This window comes from Natronococcus occultus SP4 (assembly GCF_000328685.1).
Classification (GTDB): domain Archaea; phylum Halobacteriota; class Halobacteria; order Halobacteriales; family Natrialbaceae; genus Natronococcus; species Natronococcus occultus.
In genome coordinates, this window is sequence record NC_019974.1 from 1,798,887 (window position 1) to 1,820,893 (window position 22,007).

Annotated in this window: 25 protein-coding genes and 1 tRNA gene; 17 read left to right on the top strand and 9 right to left on the bottom strand. The window is 67.7% G+C overall.

Translation table 11 applies throughout. The annotated features are described in order from the left end of the window. Position 1 precedes the first annotated feature (1 nt). The 3 genes from dgoD to NATOC_RS08930 form a co-directional block, all read right to left on the bottom strand. Positions 2–1,150 (bottom strand): galactonate dehydratase, encoded by a 1,149-nt coding sequence (dgoD, locus tag NATOC_RS08920; protein ID WP_015321104.1) that lies wholly within the window; start codon positions 1,148–1,150, stop codon positions 2–4. Between the two features lie 137 nt (positions 1,151–1,287). After that, positions 1,288–1,824 (bottom strand): hypothetical protein, encoded by a 537-nt coding sequence (locus NATOC_RS08925; protein ID WP_015321105.1) that lies wholly within the window; start codon positions 1,822–1,824, stop codon positions 1,288–1,290. Between the two features lie 197 nt (positions 1,825–2,021). Then, positions 2,022–2,924, bottom strand: a complete 903-nt coding sequence (locus tag NATOC_RS08930; protein ID WP_015321106.1) for a serine/threonine-protein kinase RIO2 — start codon at positions 2,922–2,924, stop codon at positions 2,022–2,024. 174 nt (positions 2,925–3,098) lie between these two features. Here NATOC_RS08930 and NATOC_RS08935 point away from each other — a divergent pair, with 174 nt between their 5' ends. The 4 genes from NATOC_RS08935 (at position 3,099) to NATOC_RS08950 (ending at position 6,744) form a co-directional block, all read left to right on the top strand. Next, a complete protein-coding gene (locus tag NATOC_RS08935; protein ID WP_015321107.1) occupies positions 3,099–3,935 on the top strand; it encodes a lipoate--protein ligase family protein in 837 nt (278 codons plus the stop codon). A 64-nt stretch (positions 3,936–3,999) separates the two neighbouring features. Next, a complete protein-coding gene (locus tag NATOC_RS08940) occupies positions 4,000–4,956 on the top strand; it encodes a M48 family metallopeptidase (RefSeq protein ID WP_015321108.1) in 957 nt (318 codons plus the stop codon). A gap of 45 nt (positions 4,957–5,001) precedes the next feature. Next, on the top strand, positions 5,002–5,874 hold the full coding sequence (locus tag NATOC_RS08945; protein WP_015321109.1) for a deoxyribonuclease IV: 873 nt from the start codon (positions 5,002–5,004) through the stop codon (positions 5,872–5,874). A gap of 63 nt (positions 5,875–5,937) precedes the next feature. Beyond that, a complete protein-coding gene (locus NATOC_RS08950) occupies positions 5,938–6,744 on the top strand; it encodes a class I SAM-dependent methyltransferase (protein ID WP_015321110.1) in 807 nt (268 codons plus the stop codon). A 430-nt stretch (positions 6,745–7,174) separates the two neighbouring features. On the opposite strand, the gene NATOC_RS08955 is transcribed toward NATOC_RS08950, so the two are convergent. The 3 genes from NATOC_RS08955 to NATOC_RS08965 all read right to left on the bottom strand — a co-directional run bounded on the left by NATOC_RS08955 (position 7,175) and on the right by NATOC_RS08965 (position 8,612). Then, on the bottom strand, positions 7,175–7,363 hold the full coding sequence (locus NATOC_RS08955; protein WP_015321111.1) for a hypothetical protein: 189 nt from the start codon (positions 7,361–7,363) through the stop codon (positions 7,175–7,177). A gap of 47 nt (positions 7,364–7,410) precedes the next feature. Then, positions 7,411–8,061, bottom strand: coding sequence for a DUF7095 family protein (locus tag NATOC_RS08960; protein ID WP_015321112.1), 651 nt, complete (start codon positions 8,059–8,061; stop codon positions 7,411–7,413). A 77-nt stretch (positions 8,062–8,138) separates the two neighbouring features. Then, positions 8,139–8,612 carry a DUF4442 domain-containing protein gene (locus NATOC_RS08965; RefSeq protein WP_015321113.1) on the bottom strand — a complete coding sequence of 158 codons (474 nt, stop codon included), beginning with the start codon at positions 8,610–8,612 and terminating at the stop codon, positions 8,139–8,141. Between the two features lie 162 nt (positions 8,613–8,774). Between NATOC_RS08965 and NATOC_RS08970 the strand changes: the two genes are divergently transcribed. Beyond that, a complete protein-coding gene (locus NATOC_RS08970; RefSeq protein WP_015321114.1) occupies positions 8,775–9,494 on the top strand; it encodes an alpha/beta hydrolase in 720 nt (239 codons plus the stop codon). Between the two features lie 68 nt (positions 9,495–9,562). Further along, positions 9,563–10,528 carry a tRNA 2-thiolation protein NcsA gene (gene ncsA, locus NATOC_RS08975; protein WP_015321115.1) on the top strand — a complete coding sequence of 322 codons (966 nt, stop codon included), beginning with the start codon at positions 9,563–9,565 and terminating at the stop codon, positions 10,526–10,528. A 329-nt stretch (positions 10,529–10,857) separates the two neighbouring features. On the opposite strand, the gene ftsZ is transcribed toward ncsA, so the two are convergent. From ftsZ to NATOC_RS08990, 3 genes are all read right to left on the bottom strand, one after another. Further along, complete coding sequence (gene ftsZ / locus NATOC_RS08980; RefSeq protein WP_015321116.1) at positions 10,858–12,030, bottom strand: cell division protein FtsZ; 1,173 nt, start codon at positions 12,028–12,030, stop codon at positions 10,858–10,860. A 2-nt stretch (positions 12,031–12,032) separates the two neighbouring features. Then, positions 12,033–12,212 carry a ribbon-helix-helix domain-containing protein gene (locus tag NATOC_RS08985; RefSeq protein ID WP_015321117.1) on the bottom strand — a complete coding sequence of 60 codons (180 nt, stop codon included), beginning with the start codon at positions 12,210–12,212 and terminating at the stop codon, positions 12,033–12,035. Between the two features lie 199 nt (positions 12,213–12,411). Continuing rightward, positions 12,412–12,930 carry a double zinc ribbon domain-containing protein gene (locus NATOC_RS08990; RefSeq protein WP_015321118.1) on the bottom strand — a complete coding sequence of 173 codons (519 nt, stop codon included), beginning with the start codon at positions 12,928–12,930 and terminating at the stop codon, positions 12,412–12,414. 125 nt (positions 12,931–13,055) lie between these two features. Between NATOC_RS08990 and NATOC_RS08995 the strand changes: the two genes are divergently transcribed. The 11 genes from NATOC_RS08995 to NATOC_RS09045 all read left to right on the top strand — a co-directional run bounded on the left by NATOC_RS08995 (position 13,056) and on the right by NATOC_RS09045 (position 21,873). Continuing rightward, positions 13,056–13,129 (top strand) — tRNA-Tyr (locus NATOC_RS08995). 567 nt (positions 13,130–13,696) lie between these two features. Then, the gene (locus NATOC_RS09000) at positions 13,697–14,083 is read left to right on the top strand and encodes a DUF5789 family protein (RefSeq protein WP_015321119.1); all 387 of its coding nucleotides are present in this window, start codon (positions 13,697–13,699) and stop codon (positions 14,081–14,083) included. Positions 14,084–14,150: 67 nt separating this feature from the next. Continuing rightward, a complete protein-coding gene (locus tag NATOC_RS09005; protein ID WP_015321120.1) occupies positions 14,151–14,762 on the top strand; it encodes a translation initiation factor IF-2 subunit beta in 612 nt (203 codons plus the stop codon). Positions 14,763–14,875: 113 nt separating this feature from the next. After that, positions 14,876–16,075, top strand: a complete 1,200-nt coding sequence (locus tag NATOC_RS09010) for a M24 family metallopeptidase (RefSeq protein WP_015321121.1) — start codon at positions 14,876–14,878, stop codon at positions 16,073–16,075. 49 nt (positions 16,076–16,124) lie between these two features. Then, on the top strand, positions 16,125–16,763 hold the full coding sequence (locus NATOC_RS09015; RefSeq protein WP_015321122.1) for an HAD family hydrolase: 639 nt from the start codon (positions 16,125–16,127) through the stop codon (positions 16,761–16,763). 49 nt (positions 16,764–16,812) lie between these two features. Then, positions 16,813–17,763 carry an adenosylcobinamide-phosphate synthase CbiB gene (gene cbiB / locus NATOC_RS09020; protein WP_015321123.1) on the top strand — a complete coding sequence of 317 codons (951 nt, stop codon included), beginning with the start codon at positions 16,813–16,815 and terminating at the stop codon, positions 17,761–17,763. Further along, positions 17,760–18,515: an adenosylcobinamide-GDP ribazoletransferase gene (gene cobS / locus NATOC_RS09025; RefSeq protein ID WP_015321124.1), complete on the top strand. Its 756-nt coding sequence runs from the start codon at positions 17,760–17,762 to the stop codon at positions 18,513–18,515. The genes cbiB and cobS overlap by 4 nt, the downstream gene beginning before the upstream one ends. Then, positions 18,515–19,075, top strand: coding sequence for a GTP--adenosylcobinamide-phosphate guanylyltransferase (locus NATOC_RS09030; RefSeq protein WP_015321125.1), 561 nt, complete (start codon positions 18,515–18,517; stop codon positions 19,073–19,075). The genes cobS and NATOC_RS09030 overlap by 1 nt, the downstream gene beginning before the upstream one ends. Then, on the top strand, positions 19,066–20,130 hold the full coding sequence (gene cobT, locus NATOC_RS09035) for a nicotinate mononucleotide-dependent phosphoribosyltransferase CobT (RefSeq protein ID WP_015321126.1): 1,065 nt from the start codon (positions 19,066–19,068) through the stop codon (positions 20,128–20,130). The genes NATOC_RS09030 and cobT overlap by 10 nt, the downstream gene beginning before the upstream one ends. After that, on the top strand, positions 20,120–21,148 hold the full coding sequence (cobD, locus tag NATOC_RS09040) for a threonine-phosphate decarboxylase CobD (protein WP_015321127.1): 1,029 nt from the start codon (positions 20,120–20,122) through the stop codon (positions 21,146–21,148). Before cobT ends, cobD begins: the two co-directional genes overlap by 11 nt. Then, a complete protein-coding gene (locus NATOC_RS09045) occupies positions 21,145–21,873 on the top strand; it encodes an adenosylcobinamide amidohydrolase (protein WP_015321128.1) in 729 nt (242 codons plus the stop codon). The genes cobD and NATOC_RS09045 overlap by 4 nt, the downstream gene beginning before the upstream one ends. Positions 21,874–22,007 lie beyond the last annotated feature (134 nt).

Sequence of the window (22,007 nt, forward strand, 5' to 3'; positions counted from 1 at the left end):
GCTACCACTCGGCGACGCTGCCGTCGTCGTGGCGCCAGACCGGGTTGTGCCAGTCGACGTCGCCGGCCCGCTCGCGGACGACGTCCTTGTCGATCTCGATCCCCAGGCCCGGGCCGTCGGGGAGCTCGACGTAGCCGTCGCGGTACTCGAAAACCGATGGATCGGCCAGATAGTCCAGCACGTCTGCGGTCTCGTTGTAGTGGATGTCGAGGCTCTGTTCCTGGATCAGGGCGTTCGGCGAGCAGGCGTCGATCTGGAGACACGAGGCCAGCGCGATCGGTCCCAGCGGACAGTGCGGGGCCAGCGAGACGTCGTACGCTTCGGCCATCGACGCGATCTTGTTCACCTCGGTGATCCCGCCCGCATGGGAGAGGTCGGGCTGGATCACGTCGACCGCGTTCGACTCGAAGACCTCCTTGAAGTCCCACCGGGAGTACAGCCGCTCGCCCGTCGCGATCGGCGTCGTCGTCGCGGCGCGGATGTCCGGCAGTGCGTCGTTGTGTTCGGGCAACACGGGCTCCTCGATGAACATCGGATCGTACGGCTCCAGCGCCTTCGCGAGCCGACGGGCCATCGGCTTCGAGACCCGGCCGTGGAAGTCGACACCGATGTCGACCTCGCTGCCGACGGCCTCCCGGACCGCGGCGATCCGATCGACCGCGTCCTCGACGGCCCGCGGGTTGTCGACCGAGCGGAACTCGGCGGTGGCGTTCATCTTGAGCGCGGTGAACCCCGCCTCGGCCTTCTCGCGGGCCGCGTCGCCGACGTCCCGCGGGCGGTCGCCGCCGATCCACTGGTAGACCCGCACACGATCGCGAGCCTTCCCGCCGAGCAGTTCGTACACCGGAGCGTCGAACCGTTTGCCCTTGATGTCCCACAGCGCCTGGTCGACGCCCGCGATAGCCGACATGAGCACCGGCCCGCCCCGGTAGAACCCCCCGCGGTACATCGCCTGCCAGTGGTCCTCGATCGCGCTCGGGTCCTCGCCGAGCAGGTAGTTTTCGAGCAGTTCCTCGACCGCTGTTCGAACCGTCTTCGCGCGACCTTCGACGACCGGTTCCCCCCAGCCGACGGTGCCGTCGCTCGTCGTGAGCTTGAGAAAGAGCCACCGCGGCGGGACGTCGAACAGTTCGTAGTCGGTGATTCGCACGGTTGACTGACCGTTCCGGCTACAGTCACGTCAGTTTTCGTTCCGACGCGGGACGGACGGCGCGGCCGTCACCGCGCGGCCGATCGGATGCCGCGGTTCGACGATCAGACACCGTCGGTACGAGGGAGTCGGACGGGCTATCGGTCGGAGATTGGAACCCGCCCGCGGATCACGTCGGGGGCGATACCGTTGATCGTCGCGAAGACCGCCCCGAGGACGAGCCCGTAGACGAGGTGGCCGATCGCGAACAGTAACGCCGCGAACAGCTCCGCCGCCATCCCCGGCATCGGCAGAAACGGCAGGGGAAACGCGCCGATTCCGGCTCGCGTCATCGCGATCGGGAAGATGAGCCCGCCCGCGACGATTCCGAGCACCGTTCCGAAGACGATCCCCGCGATGAGGTACTCCCGGAACGTCTCGACGACGTCCTGGATCCGCGGCCTCGAAATAACCGCGGCGAAAGTCAGCCCGAACAGGACGCTGAGCAGCAGGTGCATCGTCCAGCCGGCACCGACGTCCGCGGCCGGAAGGGGTGCGAGTCCGCCGAGCAGTTCGATCTGGTTTCCGCCGAGGTGAAGCACCAGCCCCATCGCGATGCCGCCGGCCAGGCCGCCGGTGAACCCGCCACCCCAGCGGCCGACGCCGTCGATTATTTGTTTGTCATTCTCTCCCATGACAGTATACCACTACGCGCCTCCGACAAAATAAGGCTGTGATCGTGTCGCTCGCGTGAATTTCTGCAGCAACGCCAGGCGTCGGCTCCGGTCCGAAGGACGCTCGACCGAATCAGTATATCGAGATATGCTTTACGAGGGGGAGGGACACGTCTCCAGGTCGCTGTCGCTACTTCCCCGTAGGCGAGAACCGTTGCCTACGCGCGAATCGAATCGAAGGAGCCGTCGGCGATCGATTCGGCTAGCTCGTTGCTCGCAAGCTCGTCGGGGACCTGCTGGGGGTACTTGCGCCGGAAGTAGCCGATCAGGTTCTTGAGGTCACGCTCCAGGAACTCCTCGGCGTTCGCGTGGTCGGTCGGGACCGCCTGGGGCCAGTCGAAGATTTTCACGCCGTCCTCGTTGACGAAGACGTTGTACTCGCTCATGTCCGCGTGAACGTACCCCGCCTCGTAGGCGCCGGCGACCTCACCGACCAGCAGATCGAGGACGCCCACCACCTGTCCGGGCTCGAGTTTCGTCTGGGAGAGCTCGACACCGTCCATCTTCTCCATCACGATCGCGTGCCGGTTCTGATCGATCGGACGGGGGACGGCGACGTCCGGGTAGAGCTCCTCGAGGATCCCGTGTTCGCGCTCGGCGGCCTTTCGAGCGGTGTACATCCAGGAGACGTGGTCCTTGTCGGCGGTGTAGTCCCGTTCTTTGTGGACCGCTCGGAAGTTCGTGTACCCCTCGCGGTGGTACTTCAGCGCCAGGGGTTTGTAGGAGCGAACCTCGTAGACGTCGCTTTCCTTGCCGACTCCCAGCGGCGAGCCGAACTCGCTGATCGTCTCCCGCTCGACGAGCGCCCGCAACGCGAGCGCGTCGTACCCCTCGAACTGGAGGGTGTACCCCTCGTACTGGATCGTCTTCTTCTCGACGAGCCCGCGCTTGAGACAGCGCTCGAGGCGGTAGTCGACCTCCTCCTCGGTCAGATTGGCGAACTTCGGGAGCTTCTCGCGTTGAACCCACTCCGAGAAGCGCATTCCCTGCTCCACGCCCGAGAGGAGATAGAAGTCCTCTTCCTCGAGCTCCGGCAGTAACTCGGCGACGTTCCGCACCATGGCCCGGACTACCCGTTCGGCACGTAAAAACGTCGTGACAGCGGTTACGAGGGCCGATCCGGACACTATCCGTGCCGACAGGACGTTATCGTCGTTTCCAGTAAACCGCTGTGGACGATACGAAACCGCTGCTCCGTCGGAATCGCTTTCCGGCTTGCCGTCCTGCGTTCGTGCATGACTGCGCTTGCCGACCACGACTGGCGGCTGATCGACGACGAACCCCGCGCCGGGGCGACACAGATGGCTCTCGAGGAGATCGCCGGACGAACGGCGATCGAGGACGACCTCCGGACCGTTCGGGTCTACTCCTGGGAGCCGGGCACGCTCTCGCTGGGCTACCGGCAGGACGCCGATTCGGTAAACTGGGAGTACTGCGAACGCGCGGGGATCGACGTCACCCGCCGACAGACCGGCGGCGGCGGGATCTACCACGATCGCTATGCCGACATCTCTTATACGATCGTCGCGCCCGCCGAGGAGGTACCCGGGGATCTGATGGACTGTTACGCGCTGTTTTGCGAGCCGATCCTCGAGGCGTTCGACCGTATGGGGATCGACGCCGACTTCGCGGGCGCCGAACAGGCGTCGATCTACTACCCCTCCTGTTACCTGCGCGATATCAACCCGGCCCACGACGTGGTCGCGCCGGCCAGCGCGGGCGCGGACGCGAAAAAACTCAGCGGTAACGCCCAGTACCGCCAGCGCGACGTCGTGATCCAGCACGGGTCGCTGTCGTACGACCTCGAGCCCAACCACCACGTCGACGTCTTCGACAGCGACGTCACCGCCGATACGTTCGTCGATCGTGTGACCAGTATCCGCGAGCAGACGAGCCTCGACCGCGAGACCGCCGTCGAGACCGTCGCCGACTCGCTGCGGGAGTGGTGTGGAGCGACCGACGGCGAGTGGCGCGACGCGGAACTCGAGGCCGCCCGCGATCTCGCCGATCGGAAGTACGGCGCGGACGCCTGGGTTCGCGATCGGGACGTCCTCGAGGCCGACGGGCAGTAGGACGGTTCCATTCACAAACCGAAAGACCGGAATCTCCATTATTCTCTCTATCTGACTCTTCAGTATGCGTCTGACGTCGCCGGTCGGACTCGGGATACGGGCGCTTCTCAGCGCCGGCGTAACCGGTGCCGTGCTGGTGGCGAGCGCGGTCGTCGTAGCGGTCTCCGGGGCAGCGCCGTTGCTCGCCGTTCCGGTACTCGTCGCGCCGGACGGCTGGCTCGAGGGGCGGCTCCTGTGGGGTGTCGCCGTCAGCGCGGTTCTCGCGTTCCCAGCGTTCGCGATCGTCGTCGGGTACCTCGTTCGATACGAGCGGCGACTGTTACTCGAGGGGACGGCTCCCGTGACGGCGATCGACGCCGAAGAGACGCGGGCCCTGGATGGCGACGCCACGCGGCTCGCGCCCCAGTTCGGCGTTCCGAAACCCCAGGTCAGAGTACACCCGGCGTCGGCGCCGTTCGCGTACACGACCTCTCGACCGAGCGATCCGCTCGTCGGCGTTCGACGGACGGAATCTCCCGTCATCGTCGTCTCGAAGGGACTCGTCCGGACGCTGCCGCGAGACGAGGTCGTGGCCGTCCTGGCCCACGAGTTCGCCCACCTCGCCAACGACGATCTGCGACTGACCTCCTGGCTGCTCGTTCCGCTGGTCGCCGCCGAGTTCCTCCACGACGGCGGCGAAGCGCCGACGGACGGACGGGAGCCCCTCGAGTGGCTGCTCGCGACCGTCGCGCTGATCGGCGTCGGCGTCTTCTCGCGGGGTCGCGAGATCGCCGCCGACCGCGCGGCCGTCGCGGCGACCGGCGATCCGGGCTCGCTCGCGAGTGCACTCGAACGGCTGGGCGACCGCCGCAGTTCCCGACCGACGACCGACCTGCGCGCACACGCTCGATCGACGAACGCGATCAGCGTCCTCCCGACGTTCGGCGACGAGGACGTCGGCGGGCTCCGAGCGACGCATCCATCCCTCGAAACCCGACTCGAGGCGCTTCGCTCGCTGAGTCGCGAGCGCCGAACCCCGTAGCGTCGGTCCGTTACCCCTATCACGAACCGGGACCGACTGCCGAGCATGAAAGTCGGCGCACACGTCTCGATCTCCGGCTCGCGCGTCTCCTCCGACGACGAAACGCCCCCCTACGACGACGTCCGCAACGCGGTCCACCGCCAGCGCGCCTTCGGCGGCAACTGCGGGCAGATCTTCACGACCTCGCCGCAGGTCTGGGCCCAGCCCGAGATCAGCGACGAGGCCGCCACGGGCTTTCGCGAGGAGAGCGACGAACTGCTCGAGGGGCCGTGGGTGATCCACTCCTCGTACCTGGTCAACCTCTGTACGCCCAAGGAGGACCTGCGCCGGAAGTCCAAAGAGAGCATGCAGGCCGAACTCGACGCGGCAGAGAAGCTGGGTGTTCCGTACGTAAACGTCCATCTGGGCGCGCATACGGGAGCGGGCGTCGAGGGCGGGCTCGACAACGCCGCGGGCGTCATCGACGACCTCGACGTCCCCGAGGACGTCCAGATCCTCATCGAGTCCGACGCGGGTAGCGGGACGAAACTGGGCGGCGAGTTCGAACATCTCGCGGGGATCATCGATCGCACCGAGGCCGAGATCGGGATCTGTATCGACACCGCCCACACGCTGGTCGCGGGCAACGACCTCACCACCCCCGAGGCCGTCGACGAGACCGTCTCCCGGTTCGACGACGAGGTCGGCCTCGAACACCTCGAGTACATCCACCTCAACGACTCGAAACACGACGTCGGCACCCACAAGGACGAACACGCCCTCATCGGCGAGGGGTACATCGGCGAGGACGGCATCCGCGCAATCGTCAACCACCCCGACCTGCGGGAGCTCCCCTTCGCCCTCGAGACGCCCACCGAGGACGGGAAGGGGTTCGCCTGGAACATCGAGAAGACGAAGGAACTGCGCGACGAGGCGTAAACGCTCGACTCGACGCCGCTCGGAACCGACCTGCTTTTCCTTTCGCTGGCACTACGAGAGACCGTGCGCGAGTTCTCCGAAGCCTACCTCGAGCGGACCCGCGAGGGGATGTGGGACGACTCTCGGCAGGCGTTGGCCCCTCTCGCCCTCGACTCCCGCGAGCGCGTCCTCGACGTCGGCTGTGGCACCGGCGAGCTGAGCCGCGTCCTCGTGGCGGAGTCAGCCGGCGAGGTCGTCGGCTGTGACGCCGACCGCGAACTCCTCGAGTTCGCCGGCGAGCACGTTCCGGTCATCGCTGGCGACGCCCTCCGGCTTCCCTTCCCCGACGACAGCTTCGATCTCGTCGTCTGCCAGGCGCTGCTGATCAACCTCCCCGACCCCGCGGCCGCGCTCGCGGAGTTCGCCCGCGTCTCAACCGACCTCGTCGCCGCCGTCGAACCCGACAACGGTGCCGTCGAGGTCGACTCGAGCGTTCCGACGGAGGAGCGCCTCGAATCCCGGGCGCGGCGGGCCTACCTGGAGGGGATCGGAACGGACGTCACGCTCGGGGCCGACGCCCGCGAGGCGTTTTCCGAGGCGGGGCTTGACGTCCTCGAGACGCGCCGGTACGACCACGAGCGGACGATCGAGCCGCCCTACGGCGAGGCGGCGCTGACGATCGCCCAGCGGAAGGCGACGGGTGCGGGGCTGGCCGACGACCGGGAGACGATGCTCGAGGGCGCGATGGACGACGAGGAGTACGACGCCCTCCGCAGCGAGTGGCGAGCGATGGGCCGGGACGTGATCGAACAGATGGAGGACCGGCGCTACCGTCGGAGCGAGGAGATCCCGTTTTTCGTGACGGTCGGCCGGGTGAACGGACCGCAGTAGTCGACGGTGGAGAGGGAGCGTGTACACCGAGGACGAGGGAGTAACTGACTGTTGCGCCGAAATAGACATTTGCCGTGAAATTCAATTCGAAGAATTTAACCAAAATGGTTGGCTGTCATACAGTATGATCCCTCCAGGAACAGACACACATCCGTACGAACTACTCGTACTCGCACTTTCCACTGGAGGTGCCTTGTTCATGCTCGGATTTGAACTCGGTGTCGTATTCGCGCTGCTCGTCGTTCTATTCGTTTTGGCCCTACTGTACCGACTGGTCGTAGCCGTCGAACGAATCGCCGAGCGAGTCTGATCGGAGAGAGTAGCGCCGCTGCGAGAACGACGGGCTTCTGCCGTCTACTCCAATCAGATAGTCGCGCCTGTCGAACGGTTCACAGCGCCAGTTTCGACTCCGTTGGTTCGCGGCCCCTCGTCAGTCCGACTCCTCACCCCGGCCGAGCAGCGAGACGTAGATCCCGATCAGTCCGACACAGACCACGACGATCCCGGTCCAGAGGTCGAGAACGTTCACCAGTGCCAGCACCGATCCCGTAAGCACGAGCGCGACGTTCGCGAACACCGCGAGACGGGCGGTGTCGAGGCCGAAGGACGACGCGTTCATACCGAATCCCTCCGATGGAGGCGGCAAAAGCGTTTGTATGACGGCGTTCAGACGACGTCGCCCCGCACCGTCACGCCCTCCTGTTGCTCGCGCCAGGCGTGAACCTCCCGGGCGGCCTCGCTGGCCTCCGTTTCTTCCATTCCGAGCATCTCGAGAGCGGCCGACAGCGTCGGCAGGGCGAGGTCGCTCTCCCGGAGCTTGCGAAACGCCTCCTCGCTTTTCGTGCCGTCGACCCAGAGACACACTCCGCGGGGATCCAGCAGCTGGGTGTAGTCCTCCCGGAGTTTCGCGCCGCGGAGCCGCTGGGTGACGTTGTCCTCGAAGCCGGCGTTACAGACCTCGAGGTGGATCGGTTCGTCCTCGCCCAGCAGCTGGGCGGCCAGACACTTCTCGGGGGCGGCGTGGCCGTTCGCGTTTGCGCGCAGATACTCGGGATACTCGGCGGCCCAGTCGGCCCGGACCGACTGGCCGACCCCGTCGATCCCGTACTCCTCGTCGACGTCCGTCGACTGACTGTCGTCGCGCATCAACACGTCTTTCGTCAGGTAGACGTCGAGCCGTTCGACGGGATCGAGCCCGAGCGCGATGTCGCCGAACGCCCAGATCTCCCGGACCGGGACGGGCGTGCGCTCGCGCTCGACGGTCTCGACCAGCGTCTCCAGCCGGTCGACCGCGTCCTCGCGGGAAAACTCGCTCATAGCTCGCAGTGGGTTCTCGAGTCGCAAAACGGTTTCTCAGTTCGGGGCCGAAGCGGTCCCGGCTCCGATTCGGCGTCTCAGGCCGCCTTCGCCTCGTCGGTCGTCACGTACACCGTATTCCGAACCGTCGCGTGAACGATCCCCTCGCTGTCGACGAGGTCGACGGTGTAGTGGCGGTCGACCGACTTCGTCCCCTCGGTCGCCAGCTCGGCCTCGATCGCCGCGATCTCCTCGTCGGTGATCGCACACCGCGCGTACAGCGTCTCCCGTCCGGGTTTCTTGAACCGAATCTCGGCCTCCTTGTCCCAGACGACGTACTCGTCGCCGAGGTTTTTCAGCAGCATCATCATGTAGAACGGATCAACCGCGGCGTACATGCTACCGCCGAAGGTCGTCCCGACGTAGTTCCTCGTGCGCCAGGAAAGCGGCAGTTTCACGCGCACCTCCTGCCAGTCGGGGGCGATGTACGTGACTCGACCACCCGTCCGACGGTAGGCCGGAAAGAGGTTGAATCCGAGTCGGTAGAGTCGCGAGCGAAGCGCGTCGAGCATACCACCGCTTCGAGGACGCCGGGTGAAAACCGCTAGCAAACGCGCGTCCCGTGTTCGGTCGTTGTCGCCGCCACGCAACTGGTCGACCGGCGCTCGCGCTGGTCGAGGCCGGGGTCGTGTCAAGAGCGCAGATTTTTGTCGGTGTCCGACGAACGGATCCGTATGCGACACCGCGTCTTCAACGAGGACGGCGACGAGGAGCTCGTCTTCGTCATGGGCTGGGGCAACCGCTGGACCCACGAGAACGTCAGCTGGCTCATCGGGAAGCTGACCGACGCCGGCTACCGGGTCCACGCCTTCGAGCTGCCGACGAACATCGACGATTTCAAAGCTGACTGGCTCGAGCCGATCGCGGAGTACGTCCTCGATCTCGAGGAGTACCAGCTGCTCGGTCACAGCGCGGGCGCACTCATCGGCCAGGCTCTGGACGGCGCGGACAACCACGTCTACCTGAGCCCGTTCTGGGGGTACGGCGAGCGCTCCCCGGAGTCGCTACTGGAGGTCGCCGCCCAGGTGCCGACGACGTTCCCCTGTCTCCCTGCCGGCGAGTTCAACCGGAACTCCCTCGGCGAGAAGGCGACCGACCACCAGCTCGCGACGATCCCGCAGTGGGTCTCGCCCGCGTTCGTCCGCGAGATCCGTCACGCTCAGGACGAGCTGCTGACGATCGATCACGACGCCGTCGTCTTCTGTTCGCTGACCGACCCCGTCATCAGCCTCCGGCCGATCGGCGAGCGGGTCCCCGCCGAGCACGTCGTGCTGTACAACGGCGGCCACGAGCTGTTCTCCTCGCCGGGCCGCGAACGCTACGTCGAGCTGTTGCTCGAGGCCCTCGAGGACGGCGCCGCGGCGGTCGAAGCCAGGGAGACGGTCCCGGCCTGACGTGTCTCGGGCGGTGCGGACGACGCGGAGGCGAAACCGACATACGCCCGCGTCGGTAACTGCCGCCGATGGATTGTAACCGGTGTGACGAGGAGGCGATCATGCATGCCGCCTACTCGGGGGCACACCTCTGTCAACACCACTTCCGGGAGTCGGTCGAGAAGCGGGTGCGCCGACGAGTGCGCCGGGACGACCTCGTTCCGCAGGACGCGACGCCCGAGGACCCGCTGACCTGGGTGATCGGGCTCTCGGGCGGGAAAGACAGCGTCGTCCTCACGCGGATCCTCCACGACACGTTCGCCGAGGACCCTCGTATCGAGCTCGTCGGGCTGACGATCCACGAGGGGATCGAGGGCTACCGGGACGAGTCGGTTGAGGCCTGCGTCGAACTCGCCGACGAGCTCGGGATCCGCCACGAGCTGGTCAGCTACGAGGAGGAGTTCGGGATCCGGATGGACGACGTCGTCGAGGACGATCCCGAGAACATGGCCGCCTGTGCCTACTGTGGTGTCTTCCGGCGCGATCTGCTCTCGACGTACGCCGAGGAGCTCGATGCGGATCTGCTGCTAACGGGCCACAATCTCGACGACGAGGCCCAGACCGCGCTGATGAACTTCCTCGAGGGTGACGTCGCCCAGATGGCCAAACACTTCGACGCGAGCCTGGGGCCGCTGTCGGAACGGGGCGAGCAGGAGGAGTTCGTCCCGCGGGCGAAACCGCTGCGGGACGTCCCCGAGAAGGAGGTCGCGCTGTACGCCCACGTCGAGGACTTGCCCGCCCACATCACGGAGTGTCCCCACGCCAGCGAGGCCTACCGCGGCGAGATCCAGCAGCTGCTGTACGACCTGGAGGAGAACCACCCCGGAACCCGTCACTCGATCCTCTCGGGGTACGAAGAGCTGGCCGGCGTCGTCGCCGACGACCGCGAGGACGACGCCGAAGGCGGCCCCGAACTGCGGGAGTGTGCCGAGTGTGGTTCGACCACTACTCGCGAGGTCTGTCGGAAGTGTTCGCTGCTCGAGTCGCTGGCCTGAGGAGTCCGGCGGCTGACTCCCGTCCTGGGTAAGACGGTCCTCGATCGGGTTCCGAAAACGGACTCACCGCAGTCAGTTACGTCCTCGAACCGATTCCGTCGGGTCCACGATTGGTGTCGCCACTCGGGTTCTGTACTGTTCGGAAAACCGTACCCGGGACCGGCAGGTGTGGTGTGTCGGGCCGGCCCTGGGTTCGCGGTCGTGTCAATCGTCGCGGTGGTGTGTCGTCGCGGCCACCGCATCGCGTCGACCGTCCCTGCGACCGCACCGGGGTGTGTCAGACCGATGCGATCACGCGTCGCCGCGTCGTCCGGCTGTGGTGTGTCGGACTACCGGATGACGTCGACGCCGTTCTCGCGCTCGAGTTCGTTTCGGCCGCCGTCGCTTTTCGCGCCGTGTTTGACGTTGTTGCTCGCGTCGAAGTCGCCGTCGCTGGCGCCCTCGATGCTGGCGCGGGAACGATCGGCCTGCTTCTGTGTCGACGGGCCCAGCACCTGAGCGCTCTGAACTCCGGTCATGATCGCCATGACTCGGACCTTCCCCTTGTAGTTCTCCTGGATCCGGGCGCCCCAGATGACGTTCGCCGAGGCCTCGAGGCGCTCGGTGATGTTGTCGGCGATCCCCTCGGCCTCCTTCAGCGTGAGGTCGGGGCCGCCGGTGATGTGGACCAGCCCGCCGGAGGCGCCGCGGTAGTCGACGTCCAGCAGCGGGTGGTTCATCGCGTCCTTGACGACCTCGTCGGTCTTGTTCTTGTCCTGGGTCTCCCCGACGAGCATCACCGCGACGCCGCCCTGGTTCATGATCGTGGACATGTCCGCGTAGTCCAGATTGATCAGCGACGGCTGGGTGATTGTCTCCGAGATCCCTTTGACGGTTTCGGCGATGATCTGGTCCATTACCGAGAACGCCTTGCCGATCGGGAGGTTCGGGACGTAGTCGAGCAGGCGGTTGTTGTCCAGCACGATGATCGAGTCGGCCTCGTTGCGAAGCTTCTCGAGGCCCTCCTCGGCTTTCACCGTGCGGGCGCGCTCGACGTTAAACGGCGTCGAGACCATGCCGACGACGATCGCGCCCTGCTCTTTGGCGATCTTCGAGACGACGGGTGCGGCACCGGTCCCGGTCCCGCCGCCCATGCCGGCGGTCACGAACACGAGGTCCGCGTCGCCGAGCACTTCCTTGATCGTGCCCTGGGCCATCTCGGTCGCGCGTTCGCCCATCGACGGATCGCCACCGGCACCAAGCCCGTTGGTAAGCGACTTGCCTACCAGGATCTTGGTGTCAGCCTCGATCATCTTCAGGTGCTGTTTGTCCGTGTTGATCGCGACGGTCTCGGCGCCATCGACGCCGATGTTGTAGAGCCGGTTGATGGTGTTGTTACCGGCACCGCCACAGCCGACGATGACGATTCGGGGCTCCCCGAACTCGTCGCCGTCCATGTCGGCTTCCATCTCGCGGGCCTCCTCTTCGGCGTTGTCGAGGGCGTCCTGAACGATATCCTGCATCGTTACACCTTGGCCCAGTTGCGTTTGCTGTTCTGTTCGGTCCGGCCGTCGGACTGTTCGTTGACCATCTCACGGACGGCCGACCGAATCGCCTCGCTTCGGTTCGGGAACTCGCCCGAGTCGACCAGTCGTTCGACCTCCTCGATCTGCTGTTTCGGAATTCGCAGTGTCACACGCTCCATTGTTGTATTCCCCGTTGGGGGTAAGACGGTGTGCGCCCCTGTCAGACGCACGATGTCTTACACCAGAGCCGCCCGACATCGGGCGATTTCCGGCGTTCGCCGGCCGGTGTAAGACAACCGTCTTACGCGACTAATAGCGAGACTGTCGAACATATTAAAACTTTCGTCCGACACGAGCGTCTGTGTATTACACAAATCCTTATGACGATTCGAGGACGTCGGCCGCTGGCGTCCGACGGCCACAGCTCGGACAGAACGACCAGTCCGAGCGGAGTTCGTCCCCGCAGTCACAGAACAGCCGTCGAGCGGTCTTCTCGCCGCAGTTCGGGCAGTAGACGTGATCGGGATCGACGTCCTCGCCACACTGGGCACAGCTGTGATCGGACCCACGTTCCGCGGTCGGCTCGTTGTCGGACACCGGCGGTGTGTGCGTGTCGGTACCGCGCGGGGCGTCCTCGAGCGAGATCGTCACGTTGAGATCCTGCCCGCGCTCCGCGGGCGTCCGACGCTCGGCGAGCCGTTCCGTGAGGAGGTCGTCGACGCGCTCGCGAACGAGGTCGTCGATCGCCGTCTCGCCGGTCCGTTCCGGCGCGTTGGGACGAGCCTCGTCCTTGAGGTACGCCCGCAGGGCCTCGCGCATGACCTCGCTCTTCGAGGCCTCGAGCTCCTCGAGTCGGGCGACGAGGTCGTCGTCCGCACGGAACGTGATCTTGCTCATCCTCTCGGGTACTCCGTTGTTATCCCACCTATATCAATTATCTGGTGGAGGAACCGCCAACCGGCACCCCGATCGCTTCGAATGATAACCCTTATGTTGTCCTCGGGAACTACGTTGAGGTACGCCCGCCCTTAGCTCAGACTGGTAGAGCAGTCGACTGTAGATCGACTTGCCCCCCGTTCAAATCGGGGAGGGCGGATTTGTTTTACAAATCCGATCGACACGATTTGAGCTTGTGAGTCGCGCACAGCGCAGCGAGCACGTCTCACAGCGTTCAAATCGGGGAGGGCGGACTTTTACTGCGAACAACGTAAGCAGGCAAACGTTCAATCGAGCCGATTCGTAGTCGGCTGTAGAGCGACTTGTCCCCCGTCCTCGTCAGCGAAGCAGATCTGGACTCGAACGTCGGGACCGAAACGGTTCGTCCTCGCATGCGGGTGATCCGCTTCGCCGTTCGTCGCTGCTGGCGTTCGTCGTACTCGCTCGGCTGGCTAACTTCTCGGAGCAGTGATTGATAGACAGACTGATGGGTCGACGCCGAAGCGAGCGGGCAGCCGACCGACTGCAGGAGGCGACGGTGGGATTCCTGGAGCCGAACTGTTTATGTGGATCGCTTATCTGTCGAGCCGTCGGACTATCGTCGGGGTAGGTGGTGGTCACGGTCTCGCGACCGGAACGCCGATCTCGAACGGGGGTGGTGTCCACCCGTTCCGGACCCGCCCTCGCCGGCCGACCGCTTTTGGTCGGCCTCGTTCTACGGACGGCTATGAGCGAGGACGGACCGAGTCGCGACCGCGCACAGGACCGAGCTGAGCAACGAAAGTCCGAGCGGGCCGACGGCCCCGAGGCGATCCTCGAGGAGGTCGAGCGGGATCTGGGCTCGCTCGAGTACCCCGTTTCGAGCGAGGATCTGGCGACCGAGTACGCCACCGAGCCGATCGACATGCCGAACGAAACCGAATCGCTCGGGAGCGTCTTCGATCGGCTGGCCGGCGAGGAGTACGACTCGCCCGAAGAGGTCCGAGAGGCCGTCTACGGCGAAGTGACGGGCGAGGCCGGCGGTGTCGAGGAGGCAAATCCCGAGCGCGATCTGGAGGGGCTCGACGAGCAGGGTCAAGGGTCGGTCAGCGAAAGCGGCGGCGACGCGCTCTGAGGACGGCGTTTCTCGGCGCGCCCCCGAGAGCAGAACCGATTTACGTCAGCGTCGTCTGGACTCGAGTATGGATTACGAGTCGAGTCTCGACCGAGCGATGGACGAGGTCCCGGATATCGGCGGCGACGAGAGCCGTCTCGAGATCCCGGACCCGAACGCCCAGAAGGACGGCGCGTTTACGCGGTTTACGAACCTCGGCGATATCGCCGACGTCCTCTCGCGCGAGGACGAACACCTCCACCGATTCATCCAGCGCGAGCTGGGGACAAGCGGCAAGTTCGAGAGCGGCCGCGCCCGGTACAACGGGACCTTCTCCACGCAGGACTTCAGCGCGGCCGTCGACGCCTACGTCGACGAGTACGTGCTGTGTTCGGAGTGTGGCCTGCCCGACACCCGCCTGGTCCGGGAGAACCGCACCCCGATGTTGCGCTGTGACGCCTGCGGTGCGTTCCGTCCCGTGACCAAGCGCTCGGCCAGCAGCCAGCAACAACAGCAACAAGACGCCGTCGAGGAGGGCCAGACCTACACCGTCGAGATCACCGGAACGGGCCGGAAAGGCGACGGCGTCGCGGAGCGAGGCAACTACACGATCTTCGTCCCCGGGGCCGAGGAGGGCGACGTCGTCGACATCTACATCAAGAACATCTCCGGCAACCTGGCGTTCGCTCGACTCGACTGAGGCGGGCTGTCGTCCCCGATCCCGGTCACCCGTCCGGGACCGGGCCGACGTCTGGCAGTCGTCCGATACGTTTTGCCTGAACGTTTTTGTCGTCGCTCCCGCCTTGGTGTAGTATGCACGTTCCTCCCGAGGAGTTCGAGCGACGGCTGGCCGAGATCCGCACCCGGCTGTCGGAGACCGACGCCGACGCGGGCCTCTGGTTCGGCGCGACGAGTATCGAGTACCTGACCGGGTTCGACCACATCCAGACCGAACGCCCGGTCGCGCTCGCGGTGACCGACGAGCGGATCGCGATCACCGTCCCGCGACTCGAGGTCGAGCGCGTCGAGGAGAACCCGCGGATCGATCGGATCGCTCACTATCGGGACTACCCCGGCGGCCGCCCGATCAAGACCGTCGTTGAAACGCTCGAGGAGCTGGGGGTCGACCGGGTCGCGGCCGACGCCGACGGCGCGCCGGGGACGATGGGGTACCAGGGTCCCGCCTTGAGCGAGTTCTTCGAGGTCGACAGCCAGCACTGGGTGTCACGGCTACGCTGGGAGAAATCCGACGCGGAGATCGAGCTGATCCGGGAGTCCGCGCGGTGGGCGAACCTCGGCCATCGCTACCTCGCGGACTACACCGAGCCCGGCGCCCATCCCGCGACCGTGAGCCAGCGAGCAACGACAGACGCCTCACGGGCGATGCTCGATACGCTCGGTGACCGGTACGTCCCCCGAACCCGCGGCTCCGGCCCCGTTACGGCGGGCTACATCACCGGCGAGCAGAGCCGACTTCCACACGGCCACACGGCGAACCGACGGCTGGAGGACGGTGACGTCCTCGTGACGGGTGCGACGGCGAACGTCGACGGCTACCACGCCGAACTCGAGCGGACGATGTTCGTCGGCGAGCCAGGCGACGAACAGGTCCACTACTTCGAGCTCATGAAAGAGGCCCAGGAGATCGCAATCGACGCGCTCGGTCCCAGGGTTCCGATCGCCGACGTCGACCGCGCCGTCGAGGAGTACTTCCGGGAACAGGGAGTCGCCGACCTCGCACAGCACCACGTCGGCCACAACATCGGCCTCGCGGGCCACGAACCGCCCTACATCGACGAGGGGTGGGACGACCACTGCGAAAGCGAGCACACGAGCTACGACGACGAGGACGCGGTGATGCGACCGGGCCACGTCTGGACGATCGAGCCCGGGCTCTACACCGACACGTACGGCTACCGCCACTCGGACACGATCGCCGTCACTGACGAGGGAATCGAGTGGCTCACCTACTATCCGCGGGACCTCGAGTCGAACATCGTCGGACTCGAGTAGCCGTCCGCCGACCGCGAGAGTAAAGTCAGCTTGTGCTAGTTACGCGAACGTGGCAGTCTCGTTCGACCTCTTCGGCACGCTCGTCGACGTCGATCAGCCCGCGACGCCAGCGGAGGCCGTCGCCGACGAACTCGAGTCCCGCGGCGTCGACGTCCCCGCCGACTGGGCCGACGCCTACGCGAGCCCGCACGTCGATCCCCCCGAGCACGCGGAGGTACCGCTTCCGGCCCACGTCAGCCGCGCGCTCGCGAGCCGCGGCGTCGAGTTCGAGAACAACGTCGTCAGACGCGCGGTCGTCGCGGCGTTCGACCCCGCGGTCCAGACCCGCGAGGGAGCGCGCGAGGCCGTCGCGGCCGCACGCAACCGCGGTCCCGTGGCGATCTGCTCGAACTGTAGCGTGCCCGAGCTCGTCGCCCGGACGCTCATCCGGGCCGACCTCGACCGGGACGGGTTCGACGCGACTGTGACCAGTGTCGCCTGCGGCTGGCGCAAGCCCGCACCGGAGATCTTCGAACTAACGGCCGACGAGCTCGGGGTCTCGCCGACGGAGCTGGTCCACGTCGGCGACGACCCCCAAACCGACGGCGGGATCGAGGACGTCGGCGGCACCGCGATCCTGCTCGAGGACGTCGCCCTCCCCGATGTCCCCGAAAAGCTGGCGACCCTCGAGGGAGGTGCGGAGCCGTGACCGCGAACACGAACGTGAACGACAACGACGCACGAACGCCCCCGCCCGTATGACGCTGACGACGGCCGCGCTGGTCGGGCTCGCCCTCGGACTGGACCGCGTAGTCGGGGAGCCGCCGAACGCGGCCCACCCGGTCGCCTGGCTCGGTCGGCTCGTCGGCGCGCTCGATCGTCCCTGGAGCGACGACGACCGCGTCCAGCGGCTGCTGGGCGTCCCGATCGCGCTCGTCGTCCCGCTGGTTCCCGCCGTCGCCGCGGGCGGGGCCGTCCTCGCCGCGGCGGCCGTCCACCCCCTCGCGGGCGCGGGCGTCGCCGGACTCGTCCTCTACCTTTCGACCAGCCTGCGGATGCTGCTCGCGCTCACGAGCGAGGTCGTCGCGGCGACCGCGGACGACCCCGAGACGGCCCGCGACCGCATTCGGGGACTCGTCGGCCGCGACACCGAGCCCCTCTCGCCCGCCGAACTCCGCAGCGCGGCCGTCGAGAGCGCGGCCGAGAACCTCGCGGACGGGCTGGTGGCGGCCCTGCTGCCCTTCGTCGTCCTCGCCCCGTTCTCGCTGCCCGCCGCGGCAGCCGTGGCGGCCTGGATCAAAGGCGTCAACACGCTAGACTCGATGCTCGGCTACCCCTCGAAACCCCTCGGAACGGCGAGCGCGCGCCTCGACGATCTCGTGATGTGGCTCCCTGCTAGGCTGAGCGCCGTCGCGATCGCCGTCGCCGCGGCCGACCCCGGGGCGCTCGTCCGAGCCCGGGAGTGGGCCCGGACGCCCCCGTCGCCGAACTCGGGGTGGCCGATGGCGACACTCGCCTGCGCGCTCTCGGTTCGGCTCCACAAGCCGGACGGCTACGACCTGAACCCCGACGCCGCGCTCCCGACGCTCGCGGACGGCGAGCGGGCGGTCGCGCTCGTCTTTCGCGCGGCGCTGGTCGCGGCCGTCCTTGCGGTCGCGCTTGGCGCCGCGCTCGAGGCGCTCCTGTCGACCGCGGGGGTGGTCGCGTGAGGACGTGGCTCGGCGCCTGTCGGGGCGCGCTCGCGTTCCTCACCCGGCTCCCCGTCGGCCACCGCGAGGACGACTGGGACGCGTTCCGCTCGCGGCCGGCGACGCTCCCGTTCGTCGGGCTCGTCGCCGGCTCGCTGGCCGCGATCCCGCTGTTGGCTGCCGACGTCCTCGGGGCGCCGACGGTCGCGCTGGGGTACCTGCTCGCCGTCTACGCCGTCGTGGGGATCCACAACCTCGACGGCGTCGCGGACCTGGGCGACGCGCTGGTCGTCCACGGCGACCGCGATCGCCGACAGGAGGTGCTGAAGGACACGACCACCGGAGTGGGCGCGCTCCTGGCCGTTTCGCTGACCGTTGCGGGGCTCGCGCTCGGCGCCCTCGGCGTCGCCGAGCTCCCGCCAGCGACGGCCGTCGTCGTCGCGATCGCCGCGGAGGTCGGCGCCAGGCTCGGGCTGGCCGCGATGGCCTGCTTCGGGACCGCGAGCCACGAGGGGATGGGGAGCCAGCTGACCGAGGCGACGGCCCCGGGTCAATTCCTCGCGCCCGCAGGCGTCGTCCTCGGAGCCGCAGTCCTCCTCTGGCCCCACCCCGCAGCGGTCGCCGTCCCGGGAACCCTCGTCGGGGTCGCGCTCCCCTGGCACTGGGCACGGCGAAACCTCGGTGGGGTCAGTGGCGACGTCTTCGGCGCGGCAACCGAGATCGGTCGCGTCCTCGGACTACATGCGGGGGTGATCGCGTGGACGCTCTCCTGATGTGCGGCGGGAGGGGGACGCGCCTCGAGAGCGCCCGCGAGAAGCCCCTGTATCCGATCGCCGGGACGCCGATGGTCGACCGCGTGCTAGCAGGCCTCGAGGCGAGCCGGATCGAGACGGTGTTCGCGGTCGTCTCGCCGAACGCCCCCGAGACGGCCGCTCGACTCGAGCGAACCGAGGACGTCCGGACGATCGAAACCGAGGGAGAGGGGTACGTGACCGACCTGCTCACGGCCCTCGAGGATCCCGCGGTTGAGCCGCCCGTGCTGTCGGTCGCGGCCGACCTCCCGCTGCTCGAGGACGCGGCCGTCGATCGCGTTCTCGGGCTCTACGGGGAACGCGAGGCCTCGCGGACCGTCTGTGTCCCCGCAGCGCTGAAGCGCCGTCTGGGGGTCGGCGTCGACACCAGACTCGAGGACGCCCCCCACCTCGCGCCGACCGGGGTCAACGTCGTCGGCACGACGGAGGAATCCATGACACAGGTGAGCTACGACCCGCGACTGGCGGTGAACGTGAACCGACTCGAAGACGCCCGCATCGCGGAGGACCGATGCGAGTAGTCCTGGCTGCCGGGACGACCGAGACGGCGCTGATCGACGGGATCAGCGCTGCGGGCGCCGCGCCGGAGCTGATGGCCCACACCCCCGCGGCCGACGCCGAAATCCTCGCATACGGCGAGCCAACCGAGGCGCCCGTCGTCCCGGTGAGTCCGACGGGCTGCCCGACACCCGCAGCGGTGACCCGCGCGGTTCGGGAGGCCGTCGGCTTCGAGCTGGCGGTCGTCGACGCAGGCCTCGCCGAGCCGGCCGCGGTGCGGACGGTCGACCTCGAGGCCGAGCCCGGAGCCGACGTCCGCGAGCCCGTCGCCGTTTCCGGGGCCGAACGGCTCTTCGAACGCGCGCGGGAGTACGGCCGCGACCTCCCCGACGACGAACTCCTGCTCGGCGAGACGATCCCGGGTGGGACGACGACCGCCCTCGGCGCGCTGACCGCGCTTGGCGAGCCCGTCGAGGTGTCCTCGTCGCTGCCCGAGAACCCCCTCGAGCGAAAGCGCCGCGTCGTCGAGCACGGCCTCGAGGAGAGCGGGCTCGAACCGGGCGACTGCGAGGACGCTCCCCTGCAAGCGATCCGGGCCGTCGGCGACCCCGTCCAGGCTGTCGTCGCCGGGATCGCCGCGGGCGCACTCGAGGACGGCACCGACGTCGTCCTCGCCGGGGGGACCCAGATGGTCGCGGTCGCGGCCCTCCTCCGGCACGCGGGAGTCGACGAGTCGATCCGGATCGCGACGACCTCATTCGTCGCGGACGAGCGAGGCGAGACGCTCTCCGAAGCGTGCGCCCGCCTCGACTGTGAGCTGACCGTCACCGACCCCGGCTTCGACGGGCGCGACCACGTCGCGATGGCCCGTTACTGTGCGGGTGAGGCCAAGGAGGGCGTCGCGATGGGTGGTGCGCTCTCGCTCGTCCCCGACGACAGGATGGGGGCGGTCAGGGACCGCTTCGAGGACGTTTGCCAGCGGCTCGGGATCGACGACGAGCGCGACGGATCGACCGACGAGCGCGACGGATCGACCGACGAAGGGGTCGAACGCCCGGAGAGACGGCATGGATCCTGACGCGATCCGTACCGCCGAGCGGGTGCCCCACGGTGGCGAGCCCGACCGCGAGATCCTGGACTTCTCGGCGAACACGAACCCCGAGACGCCCGAGGGCGCGGAGGCGGTCTATCGGGACGCCTTCGAGGCGAGTCGCCGCTACCCCGACGACGCCTCCCCCGACTACCGGGCGGCCGCGGCGCGGTTCGTCGGCTGCGATCCCGAGCGCGTGATCCCGACCCCCGGCGGGCTGGCTGCGATCCGCCTGGCGATGGAGCGGGCGCTGGAACCGGGCGACAGTGCACTCGTCTCCTACCCCAGCTTCGGCGAGTACGCCCGCGAGGTTCGGCTGCAGGGCGCGACGCCCGTCTTCGTCCGCGTCGACGACATACTCGACATCGGGACCGACGCGCTCGCGGACTGCGCGCTGGCGGTCGTCTGTACGCCGAACAACCCCACGGGAGAGGCGGCCGACCCCGACGCGCTCGCGGCGTTCGCCACCCGTTGTGGCGAGGCTGGAACGACCCTGCTGGTCGACGAGGCGTTCCTCGGGTTTACCGACGTTCCCTCGGCCGCGGGGCTCGACCGCGAGAACGTCGTCGTCGCGCGCTCGCTCACGAAACTGTTCGGCCTTCCGGGGCTGCGGGCGGGATTCGCGGTCGCGAGCGGCGACCTGCGGGCGGATCTCGAGACGGCCCGCCGGACCTGGTCGCTGGGAACGCCCGCCGCGCGGGTCGGCGCCCACTGTCTGCGCCAGGACGAGTTCGTCCAGGAAACCCGGGCTCGGGTCGCCCGCGAGCGCGAGCGGATACGGGAGGCGCTTTCGGTCCGCTTCGAGGTCGCCCCCTCGGACGCACCCTACCTCCTGTGTGACGTCGGCGATCGGTGCGTGTCGGACGTCCTCGAGCGCGCCCGCGACAGCGGGGTCGCGATCCGGGACGCGACGACGTTCCGGGGGCTGGATTCCCACGTTCGGGTGGCGATCAAAGACCGGGCGGCGAACGACCGGCTTCTCGAGGCGCTGGGGCGTCCGCCGTGAGCCCCGAGATCCGCAGACGGGACGGCGTCATACGGCTCGCCCGTCCGGGCACGGAGTGGCTCTCGACGGGGTGGAACGGCGGCCGTCGGTCGGCCGACTCCGCGTACAACGTCTCGGTGCCCGAGGGGTGGGCCCGAACCGACCTGGCGGCGTACGCCGACGAGCGCCTCGAACGGGCCGGCTTCGAGGACGCTGGACCCGTCCTGTTCACCGGCGTCGACGCCGACCACGCCCGCGGCGCCCGCTGTGGCCCGGTGACGGCCTGCGCGACGGCGGGGATCTCGAACCCCGCGGCGCTGCCGATGTCGCCCGCGGGTGGGACGCTCCCGGAGCCGTCCTCCGTCGAGGACTCGCCCACGGGGACGGTCAACGTCCTCGTGACCGCGGATCGGCGCCTCGCCGACGGCGCGCTGGCGAACCTCGTCGCGGTCGCCGCCGAGGCGAAGGCGGCGACGCTGCTCGTCGAGACGGGGTTTCCCGGGACGACGACCGACGCGGTCGTCGTCGGCCACGACCCCGACGGCGAGCCCGCGGCGTTTTCGGGGAGCGCGACGCCCGTCGGCGCGGCGACCCGAGCCTGCGTCCGCGAGGCCGTACAGGCGTCGCTGCGGGCCCGCTACGAGGATGACACTGATCGTCCGGAGTCTCTCGCGGACGCGACCTACGGCGTCTCGACCGACGTGCAGGCGCGGGTGTTCGAGCCGAGTGACGGAAACGATCGGTGAACGACTGACGGCAACCGTCCGTTTCCCGCCCACCGTCGGCGTTCACTACTGGATCCAGAGGTTTTCGATCGTCTAATTTATAACCATAACCTGAAAAGCCATCCAAAATATATACGCCTATCTCGTCTTCTGTC